This is a genomic window from Streptomyces sp. NPDC054834 (assembly GCF_053611185.1).
The window spans coordinates 62,369-77,927 of the sequence record NZ_JBSGZV010000027.1 but is presented as its reverse complement, the minus strand read 5'-3'; the positions used below and the strand labels follow the sequence as shown (position 1 = coordinate 77,927).

Genomic DNA, 15,559 nt, shown 5'->3' with positions numbered 1-15,559 from the left:
GACCACCTGATCGAGCCGATCGAGGACCGGCCGGGACACCGGCGGGAGGCGGGTGAGGTAGCCGAGGAGGAGCGCGGACGCACCGCTTCCCGTCCCTCCTCGCGGGGCCGGCCCCTTGACATCGCGGCACCTGTTGTGGCTGGTCAGGGCGGTGAAAGGGCCTCTTTGGCCCTCGGTCATAGTGGGCGCCATGGACTATGACGTAGTGGTGGCCGGAGGCGGCCCGGTCGGACTGATGCTGGCCTGCGAGCTCCGGCTCGGAGGCGCGCGGGTGGCCGCCCTGGAGCGCCTCACCGAAGTGGACCCGACGATCAAGGGCGGGGCGATCACCACGCCCAGTGCCGAGGCGCTCTACCGCCGGGGCATGCTGCCCGCCCTGGCCGAGGTGCAGCGGCAGGCGATGGACCGCTTCCAGGCGTTCGTGCGCGAGCGGAACGGCGGGGACGGAGGCGGGGCCGCAGGCCAAGGGCTCGGGGTCGTCGGGCACTTCGCCGGGATCATGCTGCGCGCCGACCTGGTCGACCGTACGGAGCCGGGCCTCGGCGACGCCGGACCCGCCGCCGAGATCGCTTTCGTGGCGCAGCAGGACATCGAGCGGCTGCTCGGCGAGCGGGCGGACGAGCTCGGCGTCGAGGTGCGCCGGGGAGTGGAGCTGACCGGCTTCGACGCGGACGAGGAGGCCGTCACCGTGCGGACCAGCCACGGGGCCATACGCGCCGGCTGGCTCGTGGGCTGCGACGGCGGCCGCAGCGCGGTCCGCAAGCTCGCGGGGTTCGAATTTCCCGGTACGGACCCGGAGGTCACCTGTCACCAGGCGGTCGTGGAGATGACCGGCGCCGAGGACCTGAAGGTCGGCTGGACCGCCACGGACACCGGGGTGTACGCCCACGGGCCGATGCCGGGCCGCGTCGTCACCGTGGAGTTCGACGGCCCGCCGGCCGACCGGGACGCGCCGGTCACCTCCGAGGACCTCCAGGCGCGGCTGCGCCGCGTATCCGGCGTGGACGTCACGATCACCGGGGTGCGGACCGCGACCCGCTTCACCGACCACGCCCGCCAGGTCACCGAGTACCGCAAGGGCCGGGTGCTGCTGGCGGGCGATGCGGCGCACGTGCACTCCGCGTTCGGGAGCCAGGGGCTGAGCCTGGGTATCGGGGACGCGATGAACCTCGGCTGGAAGCTCGCCGCGGTGATCGGCGGCCGGGCGCCGGAAGGGCTGCTGGACACGTACACCTCCGAGCGGCACCCGGTCGGCGCGTGGGTCCTGGACTGGACCCGGTCCCAGGTCGCGGCCATGCGCCCGGACCCGCAGTCCCGGGCCCTGCGCGAGATCGTCAGCGACCTGGCGGGGACGGTCGTGGGCACCACGTACCTCACCGCGCGGCTCAACGGTGCCGGAGTGCGGTACGAGCTGCCGGGCAAGCACCCGCTGACCGGCCGCAGCACCCCGGACCTCGAACTCACCGACGGCGGCCGCCTCGCGGACCACCTCCACGGCGGCCGGGCGCTCCTGCTCGACCTCACCGACGACCCGGAGCTCCGGGCCCTCGCCGCGGGGTACGCCGGCCGCGTCGACACCCTGACGGCCGGCTGCCCGTCCCGCCCGGAACTGGCGGCGGTCCTCGTCCGTCCGGACGGCTTCACGGCCTGGGCGGCCGACGCCGGGGCGCAGGCGCCGACGTCGACGGCCGGGCTGGCGGAGGCGCTGGAGGAGTGGTTCGGAGTGCCAGAGGGTGCGGTGACGCCGGGCTGATCCGCCGCTCTGCTGACTGACTCGAACCACGAGCCGATCCCACCCACGGCCGCCGCACCCACCCGGTGTGGCGGCCGCCCGCACCCCAGTCCCGGCCCAGCAGCAGCCCGGAGCTCTCACCGGCCGCCTACCGCACCCGCCGCCACGCATAGCCGCCACGCCCTCCGCCGGTGTTACGGCTCCCGGCACCCTACGAGCCGGTGACCAGTGCAAACGTCACCGCCGGGACAGCCCCGGCGGTGACGGTCACCCGCATCGGGGTCACACCTCTTCGGCCGCGTCCGGGTCGCGCAGCGGGCGCAGGCCGCCCGGCAGTTCGGGGAGCTGGAACCAGTACCGGCCGAGCATGTTGACCTGGTGCCGTACGAACGGGGAGAGGCGGGCCACGTCCAGGTCGTGACCTCGGACGACAGCGGTGAAACGATCACCCGGCCACGGGATTCTGTGACAGTCGCGTGACCCCGGCCCGCTTGGGCAGTTGATCCGGGCATGAAGAAGCGCAGCATGCTCGCCATCGCCTCCCTCGCCACCGGGTTCGTCGTGGCCGCAATCACCCCGTCGCACGCGACCCATCACGAGGTCGTCGGGGACCCGCACGTCTCCCACACCCTCGACTCCGCCGACGGCCTCATCGGCGAGGACGGCCTCGCCCTCGACGACGAGACGCCGGCCCAGCGGTAGCGCGCCGAGCCGTCGAACGCGGTGCCGGCGCCCCTGCCACCGGGGCGGCGGCACCGCCGCGGGCGCGCCCTCTACTGGGGATGGTTTCCGTGGCAGTGTGGAGCGGGCAAGCCACAGGGGGCCAACAGAAGAGGGGGAGTCCGTGACCGTCGTCTGGATCAACGGCGCTTTCGGCGCGGGGAAGACCACGACCGCACGGGAACTGATCGAGCTGATCCCGAACAGCACGCTCTTCGACCCCGAGGTCATCGGCGGAGAGCTCACGCACCTGCTGCCGCCCAAGCGCCTCGCCGAGGTCGGCGACTTCCAGGACCTGCCGATCTGGCGACGGCTCGTGATCGACACGGCGGCCGCGATGCTCGCCGAGCTCGGCGGGACCCTGGTGGTTCCCATGACCCTGCTGCGCCAGGAGTACCGTGACGAGATCTTCGGCGGCCTCGCCGCCCGCCGCATCGCTGTACGGCACATCCTCCTCGCTCCGGCTGAAACGATCCTGCGTGAGCGAATAGCCGGGCGGGACGTATCCCCGGACCTCCCCGACGGAGAGATGCGGGTGCGGCAGTGGTCGTACGACCACATCGAGACCTATCGGGCCGCCCTGGCCTCGTGGCTCATGGCGGACGCCCATCCGGTCGACACCAGCGATCTCACCCCGTACGAGACGGCCGCCCGGCTCGCCGAGGCCGTCGGCAGCGGGGAGGTGCCGGTCTGCGACATCGTGCAGACCCCGGAGCCCATCGCCGAGACCCTCGCCGCCGGCGTCCTGCTCTTCGACGAGCGGGACCGGGTGCTGCTGGTCGACCCCACCTACAAGGCCGGGTGGGAGTTCCCGGGCGGGGTCGTGGAACCCGGCGAGGCGCCCGCCCGGGCCGGTGTGCGCGAGGTCGCCGAGGAGACCGGGATACTGCTCGACGACGTACCACGGCTGCTCGTCGTGGACTGGGAGCGGCCCGTGCCGCCCGGTTACGGCGGGCTGCGGTTCCTGTTCGACGGCGGGCGGCTGGACTCCGCCGAGACCGGCCGACTGCTGCTGCCGGGGCCCGAGCTGCGCGACTGGCGCTTCGTCACCGAGCAGGAGGCCGCCGACATGCTGCCGCCGGTTCGTTACGAGCGGCTGCGGTGGGCGTTGCGGGCGCGGGAGCGGGGCGCGGCCCTGTACCTGGAGGCCGGTGTTCCGGTCGGTTGACGCCACGTCATGGACACGATGTGGCGATACTGGCTCGAATTTTCCGCTATGGGGTCGAGAACGCCATCGCGATGGCCAACGACCCGGACGTGATCATCGCCGACGAGCCGACCACCGCGGCGACGTCACCGTGCAGGCCCAGACCCTGGACGCGCTGGAGACCGCCCGGGCCGAGACCGGCGCGGCCCTCGTGCTGATCACCCACGGCCTCGGTGTGGTCGCCGGCCACACCGACCGGGTCGCCGTCATGTACGCGGGCCGGATCGTGGAAACCGGTTCGGTCGAGGACATCTTCTACATCCCGCGCATGCCCTACACCCTGGGCCTGCTCGGCTCCCTGCCCCGCCTCGACCGGGAGGAGGAACGCCTCACCCCCGTCACCGGCTCCCCGCCCTCCCTGCTGAACCTGCCGCCCGGCTGCCCGTTCGCCCCACGCTGCCCGCTGCGCCGGGACGCGTGCGACAGCGCCGAGCCGGCGCTGCGCCCGGCGAGATCGGGGGCGCACGTCAGCGCCTGTCACTTCGCCGAGGAACTCGTCGGCACCGGCGCCGGTGAGGTGTTCGACGCGGTCGGCGCCGACACCGAGGCCGTGGCCCGCTTCGCCGCCCCGGCACCCGCCGGGACCCCCGAGGAGGACTCCGTCTGACCTCCTCCTCGCCGTGAACGGCGGGGATTGCTTCCCTCGCGGGTCGGGCTTTCTGCTTCGCAGCCCGCTGCCGCCTGGGGTTGCCGGCGAAGGAACGGTGTGCCGCCCACGGTCGTACACAAGCTCCACAGACCTGACTTCCCGGCCACCCGCCCGCTCGGTTCCCGGTCACTGAGGAGGTCCAGGGAGATGGCGATGCCGGCGTGGGCGGCCAGGCGTGCGGGGAGGGGCATGCCGCCATGATCAGCTCGGGACCCCGTGTCCGTCCGCCGCTTTCCGAAGGACCGCCGAAGCCTGCCCGAGGACCGGATCACCATGGCCGAAACAGGCCAGGTCCGCGTCGAGGTCCGCCAGCCGGTGGAAGGACGCGACGGTCAGGGCCCGGTCGAGGTTGAAGACACCCGGCATCACGGCCCCGGTGACCGGCGCCGCGGCCACCGCGTCCCCGGTGAACAGCACGCGCTGCTCGGGGAGATGGACGGCGATGCTGCCGTGGGTGTGACCGGGGGCGTGGACGATGCGGGCGCCGCCGCCGAAGTCGAGGACGTCACCGTCGTCCAGTTCGGTGACGTGCTCCGGAGGGACGGGCTCGCCCGGCGGCAGCTTCCGCAGGGCTTCCGCGTGGATCGGCCGCTCCCAGTCCTCGAACACCGGTGGTGGGCCGGGTACTTCTCCTCGGACGACCGGCGCGTCCAGGCGGTGCGCCAACACCTCGGCGCCGCTCAGCGCGGCGAACTCGCCCGCCCCGCCCGCGTGGTCCTCGTGGAAGTGCGTCAGCACGATCCGCCGTACGGCCGACGGGTCCCGCCCGAGGGCCGTCACGGCGTCCGCGATCGCCCCGCCGGAGCCCACCGCCCCGGCGTCGATCAGCGTCAACTCGTCGTCGTCGCGCCAGAGATAGGCCTGTCCGACCGGGAAGCGCAGCAGATGCAGACGGGGGAGCAGCTCGATGACGTCCATACGCCGACGGTAGGCAGGGCCCCGCTCGGGGGCGAGGGCCCTCTGCTGTCGGCAGAGTGGTTCAGCCCGCCGCGTACAGCGTGAGGAAGTGCGCCTCCGCCACTGCCAGGCGCTCCAGCTCCTGCGGGGAGACGCTCTCGTTGACCGCGTGGATCCGGGCCTCCGGCTCGCTCAGGCCGATGAGCAGGATCTCGGCCTGCGGGTAGAGGGCGGCGAGGGTGTTGCACAGCGGGATGGAGCCGCCCTGCCCGGCGTACTGCATCTCCTGGCCCGGGTAGGCGACCGCCATCGCGTCGGCCATCGCCTGGTACGCCGGGCTGGTGGTGTCGGCGCGGAAGGCCTGGCCCTGACCGACCTGCTCGACCTGCACCCGCGCACCCCACGGCGTGTGCGCCTCCACGTGGGCCTGGAGCAGCTTGCCCGCCTCGGCCGCGTCCACGCCCGGCGGCACCCGCAGGCTGATCAGGGCGCGGGCACTGGCCTGCACGGACGGGGTGGCACCGACGACCGGCGGGCAGTCGATGCCCAGCACGGTCACGGCCGGGCGGGCCCAGATGCGGTCGGCGACCGTACCGTCACCGATCAGGCCGACCCCGTCCAGCACCTTGGCGTCGGCACGGAACTGCCCTTCGTCGTACTGAAGCCCCTCCCAGCGGGTCTCGGGCTCGAGCCCGTCGACGGTGGTCGAGCCGTCCTCGGCGCGCAGCGAGTCCAGGACGCGGATCAGCGCGGCCAGCGCGTCGGGGGCGGCGCCGCCGAACTGGCCCGAGTGGAGGTTGCCCTCGAGGGTGTCGATCCGCACGCGGACCAGGGTCATGCCGCGCAGGGTGGTGGTGACGGTCGGCAGGCCGACGCGGAAGTTGCCCGCGTCGCCGATCACGATCGTGTCCGCCGCCAGCAGCTCGGGGTGCTGTTCGGCGTACCGCTCCAGGCCGCCCGTGCCCTGCTCCTCCGAGCCCTCGGCGATCACCTTGACGTGCACCGGGACGCCGCCGTTCGCCTTCAGCGCGCGCAGCGCGAGCAGATGCATGATCACGCCGCCCTTGCAGTCGGCGGCCCCGCGGCCGTACCAGCGGCCGTCGCGCTCGGTCAGCTCGAAGGGCGGGGTGGTCCAGGCGGCCTCGTCCAGCGGCGGCTGCACGTCGTAGTGGGCGTAGAGCAGAACCGTTTTCGCACCCTCAGGGCCCGGCAGGTATCCGTACACCGACTGCGTGCCGTCCGGGGTGTCGAGCAGTGCGACGTCCTCGAAGCCCTCGGCGCGCAGCGCGGCGGCGACCCAGTTCGCGGCACCCTCGCTCTCGCTCCGGGGGAACTGCCCGAAGTCCGCGACCGACTTGAAGGCCACCAGCTCGGTGAGCTCCGCCTTGGCCCTGGGCATCAGGGCGGCGACGGTCTCGGCGAGCGGATTCGACGACATGGGCACGCTCCTTGTGGGTGCGACGTTGTACCGGTGAGTGCACCGATCCTGCCACAGCAACCTGCGGCGACGTCCGCCGTAGGATGCGGGGGACAGGTGCGGCAGACGGCTTGATCGGAGCAGCGGACCATCGTGAGCGGCGAGAACTCTTCGGCGGACGACGTGCAGCGGGTGTGGGACGTCGTCGTGGTGGGCGCGGGACCCGCGGGGGCCTCGGCCGCCTACGCGGCGGCGGTCGCGGGGCGGCGCGTGCTGCTGCTGGAGAAGGCGGAGCTGCCCCGCTACAAGACGTGCGGAGGCGGCATCATCGGCCCCTCGCGAGACGCCCTGCCGCCGGGCTTCGAGCTGCCCTTCCAGGACCGGGTGCACGCGGTCACCTTCTCCAACAACGGACGCTTCACGCGCACCCGCCGCTCCAAGCAGATGCTGTTCGGGCTGATCAACCGGCCCGAGTTCGACCAGCAGCTGGTCCAGCACGCGCAGAAGGCCGGCGCCGAGCTGCGCACCGGCGTCACCGTGACGAGGGTCGAGCAGCACGGCTCGGCGGTGCCGGACCGCCGTACGGTCGCCGTCGTCCTCCAGGGCGGCGAGACGCTGCTGGCGCGCGCGGTGGTCGGCGCCGACGGCAGCGCCAGCCGCATAGGAGCGCACGTCGGGGTGAAGCTGGAGCAGGTCGACCTCGGCCTGGAGGCGGAGATCCCGGTGCCGGAGACGGTCGCCGAGGACTGGAAGGGCCGGGTCCTGATCGACTGGGGGCCGATGCCCGGCAGTTACGGCTGGGTCTTCCCCAAGGGCGACACGCTGACGGTCGGCGTGATCTCGGCCCGCGGCGAAGGCGCGGCCACCAAGCGGTACTTGGAGGATTTCATCGCCCGCCTCGGGCTGGCCGGCTTCGAGCCGAGCATCTCCTCCGGGCATCTGACGCGCTGCCGCGCCGACGACTCCCCGCTCTCGCGCGGCCGGGTCCTGGTCTGCGGGGACGCGGCCGGTCTGCTGGAGCCGTGGACCCGGGAGGGCATCTCCTTCGCCCTGCGGTCGGGGCGGCTCGCGGGGGAGTGGGCGGTCCGGATCGCCGAGGCGCACGACGCCGTGGACACCCGTCGGCAGGCCCTGAACTACGCGTTCGCGATCAAGGCGGGGCTCGGCGTCGAGATGAGCGTGGGCAAGCGGATGCTGACCGCTTTCGAGCGCCGGCCCGGCCTGTTCCACGCGGCCCTCACCGGTTTTCGGCCCGCCTGGCGGGCCTTCAAGGAGATCACGCAGGGCTCCACGTCGCTGGGCGAGCTCGTCCGCACGCATCCGATGGCCCAGCGGGCCCTGACCGCGATGGACCGGCGGACTTCCGCGCCGGAATCCGCCGCGCCGGAGAACACAGTCACTTCCTGACCGTGATCCGGAAGACCGGGTGGTCACCGGCCGCCGCGATGATCTCCTCGTCGGAGGACTCGGCCGTGACCCCCTGGAAGTACTGGTTGACCTCCCAGCCCCACTTCTCCAGGTAGGTCCGCAGGACGGGCAGCTTCTCCGCGTCGGGAAGCTCCACCGCGGTGAACTCGCGCACCCTGCGCCCGACGCGCAGTTCCCCGCCGCCGGCGGCGCGCATGTTGCGCACCCACTGGGAGTGGCCCCGGGCGGAGACCAGGTACTGCTCGCCCTCGTAGGCGTGCGGGTTGACCGGGATGCGCTGCATCTTGCCGCTCTTGCGGCCGCGCACGGACATCTCCGCCGTACCGGCGAGGCTGAAACCGTGCCGGGCCAGCCAGCCGATGACGCTGTTCATGCGGACCGTCATCGGGCTGCCCTTGAGGTAGTACGGCGAAGACGAAGACGACGACATGGTGAACCCCCACGGATTGGGAGAGCGGTGCTCTCGGTCGACTCCAGTGTGGGGGAGAGTGGCGATCCAAAGCAAGAGCACCGCTCTCTTTTGTGTGCACTGCTCGCTCTTCGTGGCACACTCACATGCATGAGCACCGCACAGGGCGCCCGCGCGCGGGCCAGGATCGAAGTCACCGCGGCCATCAAGGACGAGGCGCGCAGACAGCTCGCCGCCGAGGGCGCGGCCAAGCTCTCGCTGCGCGCGGTGGCCCGCGAACTCGGCATGGTCTCCTCCGCGCTCTACCGCTACTTCCCCAGCCGCGACGACCTGCTGACCGCGCTCATCATCGACGCCTACGACTCCCTCGGCGAGGCCGCCGAGAAGGCCCATGACTCCGCCTCCGACGACGCTCCCGTGGCCCGCTGGACGGCCGTGTGCGAGGCGGTGCGCGGCTGGGCGCTGGCCCACCCGCACGAGTACGCGCTGATCTACGGCTCGCCCGTGCCCGGCTACTCCGCCCCCGAGACCACCGTCCGGGCCGCCTCCCGCGTCGGCCTCCTCCTCATCGGCATCGTCCGGGACACCCACCAGGGCCCCGGTCTCGCCGATCTGCCGCTTCCCGCGGAACTGCGCCCCGAGGCCGAACGCATGGTCGCCGACTTCGCCCCCGCCCTGCCGCCCGAGGCGGCCACCGCGCTGGTGGCGGCCTGGGCCCAGCTGTTCGGGCTGGTCGGGTTCGAGCTGTTCGGGCAGTTCCACCGGGTGGTCGAGGACCGGGAGACGTTCTTCCGGCACGCGGTGACCGGGCTGGCGCACGGAGTGGGGCTGAGGTAGGTCCCCGTACGGCGGGGCGCCGTACTTCCCGGGGAGTACGTGTGATCACCTCGCCCGGCGGACGCCGACGCGGCCCGCCCGCGTCTAGCGTGGCCGTCATGGAAGAGCAGTACGGACGCCGGATCCGGTCGAGGCGGGGGGACCGGCCGGCACCGGTGGACCGGCCGCGGCGGTGGCACGGGCCGCGACGGTGGCACGGGCGACGGTGGCACGGGCGCCGGTGGTACGGGACCGACGACACCGAGGCGCGGCGTCCGCACCTGCCGTGGCGTTCCACCGTGCTGATCACCGCCTTCGTGGTGATCGGCTCCAACTTCGCCGCACACCAGCAGCCGGGCCGCGAGCCGCTGGACGTCTCCGGGCGTGTGCTGCTGCTCGTGGCCTCGGGGCTGCTGCTGTGGCGGCAGCGGCACCCGGTGTTCGTCGCGTTCGGCACCGCTACGGCCGCCCTGGTCTACCTGGCCGCCGGTTATCCGTACGGGCCGGTCTTCCTGGCCGTCGCCGTGAGCTGCTTCAGCGCGGTCGTCACCGGGCACCGCCGGGCCGCCTGGGCGTCGCTGGGGCTGCTGTGGGCCGGGCACGTCCTGGTGGCGCTCTGGCTGTACCGCTGGCTGCCGCCGCCGCACGACAAGGGCGCGGGCGTCGGTGCGGAGATCGTCGTCGCCACCTGGGTGCTGGCCGTCGTCGCGCTGGCGGAGCTGGGCCGGGTCCGGCGTGAGCAGTGGGCCCGGGAGCGTGCCGAGCGCGCCCAGGCGGCCCGGCGGCGCGCCGACGAGGAGCGGCTGCGCATCGCCCGCGAACTGCACGACGTCCTCGCGCACAGCATCTCCGTCATCAACGTGCAGGCGGGCGTCGGCCTCGCCCTCCTGGACAGCGACCCGGAGCAGGCGCGGGCGGCGCTCGCCACCATCAAGGACGCCAGCAAGGAGGCGCTCGGCGAGGTACGTCAGGTCCTCGACACCCTGCGCACCCCCGGAGACGCGCCACGCGCCCCCGCGCCCGGCCTCGACCGGCTGCCGGAACTGGTCGAACAGGCGGCGAGCGCGGGCCTCACCGTCGAGGTCGAGGGGGCGCCGCCGCGGCTGCCGCCGGGCGCCGGCCTGGCCGCCTTCCGTATCGTCCAGGAGGCCCTCACCAACGTCGTACGGCACTCCGGTTCGCGGCACGCGCGCGTGCGCCTCGCGCACGAAGGCGGCGCGCTGCGGCTCATGATCGACGACGACGGTCCCGCGACCGGCGCGGACGTGGGCGGCAGCGGGAACGGCCTGGCCGGAATGCGGGAGCGGGCCGCCGCGCTGGGTGGCACGATCGAGGCGGGCCCGCGCCCCGACGGCGGCTTCCGGGTGCTCGCTGTACTGCCTTTGCACTCCGGGGAGGATCAGTGATCCGGGTACTGCTCGCCGACGACCAGTCACTGGTGCGGGCGGGTTTCAGGGCGCTGCTCGACGCGCAGCCGGACATCGAGGTGGCCGGGGAGGCGGCGGACGGCGAGGAGGCCGTCGGCCAGGTGCGCGAACTGCGCCCGGACGTCGTCCTGATGGACATCCGCATGCCGCTGCTGGACGGCCTGGCCGCGACCCGCCGCATCACCGGGGACGCGGGCCTGAAGGACGTCAAGGTGGTCATGCTCACCACCTTCGAGCTCGACGAGTACGTCTTCGAGGCGATCCGCTCGGGCGCCTCCGGCTTCCTGGTCAAGGACACCGAGCCGGACGAACTCCTGCGCGCGGTACGGGCCGTGGTCGACGGCGACGCGCTGCTGTCGCCCGGTGTGACCCGCCGGCTGATCGCCGAGTTCGCGGCCCGCTCGAAGGAGCCCGCGGCCGCCGACGCCCTCGCCGCGCTCACCGAGCGGGAACGGGAGGTGATGGCGCTGGTCGGCATCGGCCTGTCCAACGAGGAGATCGCCCGCCGCCTGGTGGTCAGCCCGCTCACCGCGAAGACCCACGTGAGCCGCACGATGGTCAAGCTGGGCGCCCGGGACCGGGCCCAACTGGTCGTACTGGCCTACGAGTCGGGGCTGGTGCGGCCGGGCTGGCTGGGCTGAGGCTCCCGCCGGAAGCGCACCAGCACGCTCACCACCCGGGCCACGAAGACGACGGCGGCGAGCGTGCCGGCCACACGCAGCAGTGCCGCCGCGAGCAGCGGCGGCAGATCGAAGAGCAGCGCCGGTCCGCCGACGGCCCCGAACGTCACCGCGGCCGCGAACACCGCGCTGGCCAGCGCGTACCCGATCTCCACGGTCATGGCGTCCTGCTCGGCTTTGGTCCGCCGTCCCCCGTACCCGTCCATCCGCCCCCCGCCCCCGTCCCCATCCCCGTCCATCGACCCAGTCTCACAGGCGTGCGCCCGGCGGAGCAAGCAACTCCCGCCGGGCGCACACCTGGAGGCATTCCCCCTAGTCATGGACCGCCACGGGCTCCACGTCCGCCTCCCTCTCCACGGTGGACCTGGCGATAACGACGGTCTGCTGCGCGGTAGGGCGGCCGCGCAGCCCCGTGAGGGTGATGAGGAGCCCGGCGAGGGCGATGCCCGTCACCACGAGCAGGCCCGGACGGTAGCTGTCGAGCACGGCCTGCGGGGTCGCGTGGGCCGGGGCGTGGGCGGTGACCACCGCCGTGACGACGGCGAGGAAGATCGCGCCGCCCACCTGGACCGAGGTGTTGAGCAGACCGGAGACCATGCCCTGCTCGTGGTCCTCGACCCCGTTGGTGGCCTGGATGTTGAGCGAGGGGAAGACCAGCGCGCAGGCCGCGCCGATCAGCAGCATCGACGGCAGGATGGCCGCCGCGTATACCGGATGGAGATCGACGCTCAGGAACAGCGCGTACCCGGCGACCATCAGCGCGAAGCCCGCCGCGATCAGCCGTGCGGTGCCGAACCGGTCCACGATCGAGCCGACCTTGGTCGAGGACACCGCCACCAGCGCACCGGCGGGCAGGAAGGCGAGCGCCGTGTGCAGCGCCGACCAGCCGAGCAGGGACTGCATGTACAGCGTCACCAGGAACTGGAAGCCGACGTAACTGCCGAAGAACGCCATCGCGCCGAGCTGGGCCCGCACTTGGCTGCCCGAGCGCAGCACGCCGAGCCGGATCAGCGGGCCGGGCGAGCGCCGCTCGACGACGACGAACACGGTCAGCAGCGCGGCGACGGCCAGGAAGGACAGCAGGGTACGGGCCGACGCCCAGCCGGCCTGCGGCGCCTGTACGACGGTGAAGACCAGCAACAGCATCGAGGCGGTACCGAGCACGGCGCCGGGGATGTCGTACCCGTCGTGGTCCTTCTCGCGTGTGCTGCGCGGCAGCAGCTTCAGTCCCGCGAGCAGCGCGACCAGCGCGATGGGCGCGGGCAGCAGCATGGTCAGACGCCAACTGGCCTCGGTGAGGAGGCCGGAGAGCACCAGACCCATGGAGAAGCCGGTGGCCGCGCAGGTGGTGTAGATCGACAGGGCGCGGTTGCGCAGCGGGCCCTCGGCGAAGGTCGTGGTGATGATGGACAGGCCCGCGGGCGCGGTGAACGCGGCGCTCAGCCCCTTGATGAAGCGGCTGGCGATCAGCAGCGGCCCCGAGTCGACCAGTCCGCCGAGCAGCGAGGCGAGGGCGAACACGCCGAGGGCCACCAGGAACACCTGGCGCCGGCCGAGCAGGTCGGCGGTCCGGCCGCCGAGGAGGAGCAGCCCGCCGTATCCCAGGATGTAGCCGCTGACGATCCATTGCAGCGTCGAGGTGGACAGGTGGAGGTCGGAGCCGATGGAGGGCAGGGCCACGCCGACCATGGACACGTCGAGCGCGTCCAGGAACATCGCGGCGCACAGCACCAGCAGGGTGCCCCACAACCGGGGAGTCCAGCGGACCGCCGGGGACGGGGCCGCGGGGGTGGTGAGCGGAGAGGTCATGCGGTAGACAGTACATGCATGTGCATGCGATGCAAGTGCATTTAATTACGATGCAACAAATTGATTTCTCTGCTACGGTGCGCTCATGGCGGCGAAGAAGGCCGAGCAGGAGCTCGTGAACCAGTGGCGGGACATCCTGGCGCTGCACGCCCGCACCCAGTGCGAACTCGACCGCGCCCTGCACGAACACGGCCTGTGCGCCAGCGACTTCGAGGTCCTCGACCTGCTCTCCGAGGACTCCGCGGCGGACGGCGGCTGCGCCTACCGCGTACAGGAGATCGCCGACCGCATCCACCTCAGCCAGAGCGCCCTGTCCCGCCTGATCGCCCGCCTGGAGAAAGACGGACTCCTCCAGCGGGCCATGTGCCCCGAGGACCGTCGAGGCGTCCGCGTGGGACTCACGGAGAAGGGGCGCGCGCTGCACGGCGAGGTACGGCCGGTGCAGCGCGCGGTGCTGACCCGGATGCTGAACGACTCAGCCGATCGCTGAGGTCTCGCGCCACAGGGCGGCGAGCGCGGCGTCTCCGGTCACCCTGGGCACGGGCAGCCGGTTCCACAGCGCGAGGTACAACTGATCGGCCGCACCGGCCAGTTCGGCCTCCGCGTATCCGGACTCGTCCCTGCTGGTGACCGGCGGCCGGTCGGAAAGCCGTACGGTCCACACCGCGTCCGCGTCGAGGGTCCGCACCCGAAGGACGCGCGCCGCCTCGGTCCGGACCCGGCTCCTCGGGCGGGCGTGGAAGCCGCGCAGCAGCTCGTCGATGCCGTCCACGGCGAAGTCGGTGGCGATCCGGGACGCCGTGCCGCCGGCCGCCGACTCCGCGTCGTACCGGTGTACGGTCGTCTCGTGCGCCTGCCGCCGGGTCCAGAAGGCCAACGGCGAGGCGCAGGGCGCCGGATGGAAGGTCCAGCACGCCACGTCGGTCGGCGCGGCGGCCAGGGTCTCGACGAGCCGCCGGTGACCGTCCCGGTACCAGCTCACCAGCTCGTCCTCGTCGAGATCGGGCTCCCCGCCCAGCGGTCGCGGCTCGCCGTATCCGTCGGCGACGAACCCCGCCGCCCAGCGGTGGACCGCGCCCGTGTGCCGCAGCAGGTCCCGCACCCGCCACTCCGGGCAGGTCGGCACCCCGGCCGCGGTCCCCGCCTCGGCGGCGGCCGCGGCGAGCAGGCGGCCTTCGCGGTCCAGGGTCTCCAGGTAGTCGGCTGTGTCCATGGGGTGAGTGTGCCCGACGGGCCGGGCGGGTCGGCACCGCATTTCGTCGGCCGCCCGTCGGGGCTGTCGGTGATCCGTAGGCGATGTGTCGGTGGCCACTGGAAGTTTGGGCGGCGAGCCGCTCCCGAGGGAGCGTCCTCACCCCTCTCGTCCGCCAGCAGCAGGGAGCCTGCCGTCATGCCCTCCGAATCCTCCGCCGCGCCCTGGGACGTACGGCGCCTGCCCCGTGCCGACGGCAGGGTCTTCCTGATCACCGGGGGCAACGCCGGCATCGGTTACTTCGCCGCCGAGCAGTTGTCGGCGACCGGGGCCGGCGTGGTCCTGGGCAGCCGCGATCCCGCGAGGGCCGAGGCCGCCCTGGCCGCGATCCGCGCGCGTGTGCCCGGTGCACGGGTGCGTGCCGTACGGCTGGACCTCGCCGATCTGCCGACGCTCCGAGCGGCGGTGGAGTCACTGGGTACGGACCGCCTGGACGCGGTGGTCCACAATGCCGGGGTGGCGCTCGACGCCCCGCCGCGCCGGGAGACCGCCGACGGCCACGAGCTCATGTTCGGCACCAACCACCTCGGGCACTTCGCGCTCACCCACCACCTGATGCCGCTGCTCTCGGCCGCACCGGCGGCCCGTGTCGTGACCGTGGGCAGCTTCGCGGCGAAGTCCGAGCGGCTCGACCTCCACGACCTTCAGTCCCGGCGGGACTACCTGCCCAAGCGCACCTACGGGCGTTCCAAGCTGGCGCAGATGTACTTCGGACTCGAACTCGACCGCCGCCTGCGGGCCGTCGGCAGCACGGTGACGAGCGTCGTGGCCCACCCCGGCGGCGCCCTGGACCCCCTCACTCCGTCGCGGCCCCCGGTGCATGTGCGGACCGCCGGCGAGGGTCTGCGCGCGGCACCCGCCGCCCTCCTCGTCCAGGGCAAGGACGCAGGCGCGTGGCCGGTGGTACGAGCGGTGCTGGACCCGGCCGTGCGCGGAGGGCAGGTATGGGGACCGCGGGTGTTCGGCCTGCGCGGCAAGCCCCGCCGCGAACCGGTGTGGGGTCATCTCGCCGACAACTCGGTCGCGGCGCGGCTGTGGGAGGTCAGTTGTCGCTTGACCGGCGTCTCTCTCGACGCCCTCTGAGGACGGCCGCGGTGGCTGAGAGGCGTCAGCGGA

General features: G+C 73.0%; 17 protein-coding genes. 10 read left to right on the top strand and 7 right to left on the bottom strand.

Features of this window, described 5'->3' with window-relative positions:
• Positions 1–190: 190 nt before the first annotated feature.
• On the top strand, positions 191–1,753 hold the full coding sequence (locus tag ACWGJM_RS30530; protein ID WP_453414956.1) for an FAD-dependent monooxygenase: 1,563 nt from the start codon (positions 191–193) through the stop codon (positions 1,751–1,753).
• A 261-nt stretch (positions 1,754–2,014) separates the two neighbouring features.
• Here ACWGJM_RS30530 and ACWGJM_RS30525 read toward each other — a convergent pair whose 3' ends face one another.
• Positions 2,015–2,140 (bottom strand): hypothetical protein, encoded by a 126-nt coding sequence (locus ACWGJM_RS30525; protein ID WP_453415012.1) that lies wholly within the window; start codon positions 2,138–2,140, stop codon positions 2,015–2,017.
• A gap of 102 nt (positions 2,141–2,242) precedes the next feature.
• Here ACWGJM_RS30525 and ACWGJM_RS30520 point away from each other — a divergent pair, with 102 nt between their 5' ends.
• From ACWGJM_RS30520 to ACWGJM_RS30510, 3 genes are all read left to right on the top strand, one after another.
• Positions 2,243–2,434 carry a hypothetical protein gene (locus ACWGJM_RS30520; protein ID WP_453414955.1) on the top strand — a complete coding sequence of 64 codons (192 nt, stop codon included), beginning with the start codon at positions 2,243–2,245 and terminating at the stop codon, positions 2,432–2,434.
• Positions 2,435–2,576: 142 nt separating this feature from the next.
• On the top strand, positions 2,577–3,620 hold the full coding sequence (locus ACWGJM_RS30515) for an NUDIX hydrolase (RefSeq protein WP_453414954.1): 1,044 nt from the start codon (positions 2,577–2,579) through the stop codon (positions 3,618–3,620).
• Positions 3,621–3,750: 130 nt separating this feature from the next.
• Positions 3,751–4,266, top strand: coding sequence for an oligopeptide/dipeptide ABC transporter ATP-binding protein (locus ACWGJM_RS30510; protein ID WP_453414953.1), 516 nt, complete (start codon positions 3,751–3,753; stop codon positions 4,264–4,266).
• A gap of 243 nt (positions 4,267–4,509) precedes the next feature.
• On the opposite strand, the gene ACWGJM_RS30505 is transcribed toward ACWGJM_RS30510, so the two are convergent.
• Complete coding sequence (locus ACWGJM_RS30505) at positions 4,510–5,226, bottom strand: MBL fold metallo-hydrolase (protein ID WP_453414952.1); 717 nt, start codon at positions 5,224–5,226, stop codon at positions 4,510–4,512.
• 61 nt (positions 5,227–5,287) lie between these two features.
• Positions 5,288–6,643, bottom strand: coding sequence for a M20/M25/M40 family metallo-hydrolase (locus ACWGJM_RS30500; RefSeq protein WP_453414951.1), 1,356 nt, complete (start codon positions 6,641–6,643; stop codon positions 5,288–5,290).
• A 132-nt stretch (positions 6,644–6,775) separates the two neighbouring features.
• Here ACWGJM_RS30500 and ACWGJM_RS30495 point away from each other — a divergent pair, with 132 nt between their 5' ends.
• Positions 6,776–8,029, top strand: a complete 1,254-nt coding sequence (locus tag ACWGJM_RS30495; protein WP_453414950.1) for a geranylgeranyl reductase family protein — start codon at positions 6,776–6,778, stop codon at positions 8,027–8,029.
• On the opposite strand, the gene ACWGJM_RS30490 is transcribed toward ACWGJM_RS30495, so the two are convergent.
• Positions 8,019–8,480 carry a nitroreductase family deazaflavin-dependent oxidoreductase gene (locus ACWGJM_RS30490; RefSeq protein WP_453414949.1) on the bottom strand — a complete coding sequence of 154 codons (462 nt, stop codon included), beginning with the start codon at positions 8,478–8,480 and terminating at the stop codon, positions 8,019–8,021. The genes ACWGJM_RS30495 and ACWGJM_RS30490 overlap by 11 nt on opposite strands.
• Positions 8,481–8,609: 129 nt before the next feature.
• On the opposite strand from ACWGJM_RS30490, the gene ACWGJM_RS30485 reads away from it, so the two are divergent.
• The 3 genes from ACWGJM_RS30485 (at position 8,610) to ACWGJM_RS30475 (ending at position 11,343) form a co-directional block, all read left to right on the top strand.
• Positions 8,610–9,296 (top strand): TetR/AcrR family transcriptional regulator, encoded by a 687-nt coding sequence (locus ACWGJM_RS30485; protein ID WP_453414948.1) that lies wholly within the window; start codon positions 8,610–8,612, stop codon positions 9,294–9,296.
• Between the two features lie 98 nt (positions 9,297–9,394).
• The gene (locus ACWGJM_RS30480) at positions 9,395–10,681 is read left to right on the top strand and encodes a sensor histidine kinase (RefSeq protein ID WP_453414947.1); all 1,287 of its coding nucleotides are present in this window, start codon (positions 9,395–9,397) and stop codon (positions 10,679–10,681) included.
• Positions 10,678–11,343 (top strand): response regulator, encoded by a 666-nt coding sequence (locus tag ACWGJM_RS30475; protein ID WP_453414946.1) that lies wholly within the window; start codon positions 10,678–10,680, stop codon positions 11,341–11,343. The genes ACWGJM_RS30480 and ACWGJM_RS30475 overlap by 4 nt, the downstream gene beginning before the upstream one ends.
• On the opposite strand, the gene ACWGJM_RS30470 is transcribed toward ACWGJM_RS30475, so the two are convergent.
• Together ACWGJM_RS30470 and ACWGJM_RS30465 are read right to left on the bottom strand one after the other, a co-directional pair.
• Entirely contained in the window at positions 11,304–11,588 is a 285-nt protein-coding gene (locus tag ACWGJM_RS30470; RefSeq protein WP_453415008.1) for a DUF6332 family protein, read from the bottom strand. The genes ACWGJM_RS30475 and ACWGJM_RS30470 overlap by 40 nt on opposite strands.
• Before the next feature lie 106 nt (positions 11,589–11,694).
• Complete coding sequence (locus tag ACWGJM_RS30465; protein WP_453414945.1) at positions 11,695–13,191, bottom strand: MFS transporter; 1,497 nt, start codon at positions 13,189–13,191, stop codon at positions 11,695–11,697.
• An 85-nt stretch (positions 13,192–13,276) separates the two neighbouring features.
• Between ACWGJM_RS30465 and ACWGJM_RS30460 the strand changes: the two genes are divergently transcribed.
• Entirely contained in the window at positions 13,277–13,681 is a 405-nt protein-coding gene (locus ACWGJM_RS30460; protein WP_453414944.1) for a MarR family winged helix-turn-helix transcriptional regulator, read from the top strand.
• Here ACWGJM_RS30460 and ACWGJM_RS30455 read toward each other — a convergent pair.
• Positions 13,667–14,404, bottom strand: a complete 738-nt coding sequence (locus ACWGJM_RS30455) for a maleylpyruvate isomerase family mycothiol-dependent enzyme (RefSeq protein ID WP_453414943.1) — start codon at positions 14,402–14,404, stop codon at positions 13,667–13,669. The two genes, ACWGJM_RS30460 and ACWGJM_RS30455, sit on opposite strands and share 15 nt — an antisense overlap.
• Positions 14,405–14,581: 177 nt before the next feature.
• Between ACWGJM_RS30455 and ACWGJM_RS30450 the strand changes: the two genes are divergently transcribed.
• Complete coding sequence (locus ACWGJM_RS30450; RefSeq protein WP_453414942.1) at positions 14,582–15,526, top strand: SDR family NAD(P)-dependent oxidoreductase; 945 nt, start codon at positions 14,582–14,584, stop codon at positions 15,524–15,526.
• Positions 15,527–15,559: the final 33 nt, after the last annotated feature.

Bases quoted from the DNA above. Each gene is read 5' to 3' on its own strand.
- ACWGJM_RS30450 (WP_453414942.1), top strand. From the start codon at position 14,582: ATGCCCTCCGAATCCTCCGCCGCGCCCTGGGACGTACGGCGCCTGCCC.
- ACWGJM_RS30500 (WP_453414951.1), bottom strand. From the start codon at position 6,643: ATGTCGTCGAATCCGCTCGCCGAGACCGTCGCCGCCCTGATGCCCAGG.
- ACWGJM_RS30490 (WP_453414949.1), bottom strand. From the start codon at position 8,480: ATGTCGTCGTCTTCGTCTTCGCCGTACTACCTCAAGGGCAGCCCGATG.
- ACWGJM_RS30465 (WP_453414945.1), bottom strand. From the start codon at position 13,191: ATGACCTCTCCGCTCACCACCCCCGCGGCCCCGTCCCCGGCGGTCCGC.
- ACWGJM_RS30530 (WP_453414956.1), top strand. From the start codon at position 191: ATGGACTATGACGTAGTGGTGGCCGGAGGCGGCCCGGTCGGACTGATG.
- ACWGJM_RS30455 (WP_453414943.1), bottom strand. From the start codon at position 14,404: ATGGACACAGCCGACTACCTGGAGACCCTGGACCGCGAAGGCCGCCTG.
- ACWGJM_RS30470 (WP_453415008.1), bottom strand. From the start codon at position 11,588: ATGGACGGGTACGGGGGACGGCGGACCAAAGCCGAGCAGGACGCCATG.
- ACWGJM_RS30480 (WP_453414947.1), top strand. From the start codon at position 9,395: ATGGAAGAGCAGTACGGACGCCGGATCCGGTCGAGGCGGGGGGACCGG.
- ACWGJM_RS30520 (WP_453414955.1), top strand. From the start codon at position 2,243: ATGAAGAAGCGCAGCATGCTCGCCATCGCCTCCCTCGCCACCGGGTTC.
- ACWGJM_RS30460 (WP_453414944.1), top strand. From the start codon at position 13,277: ATGGCGGCGAAGAAGGCCGAGCAGGAGCTCGTGAACCAGTGGCGGGAC.
- ACWGJM_RS30485 (WP_453414948.1), top strand. From the start codon at position 8,610: ATGAGCACCGCACAGGGCGCCCGCGCGCGGGCCAGGATCGAAGTCACC.
- ACWGJM_RS30505 (WP_453414952.1), bottom strand. From the start codon at position 5,226: ATGGACGTCATCGAGCTGCTCCCCCGTCTGCATCTGCTGCGCTTCCCG.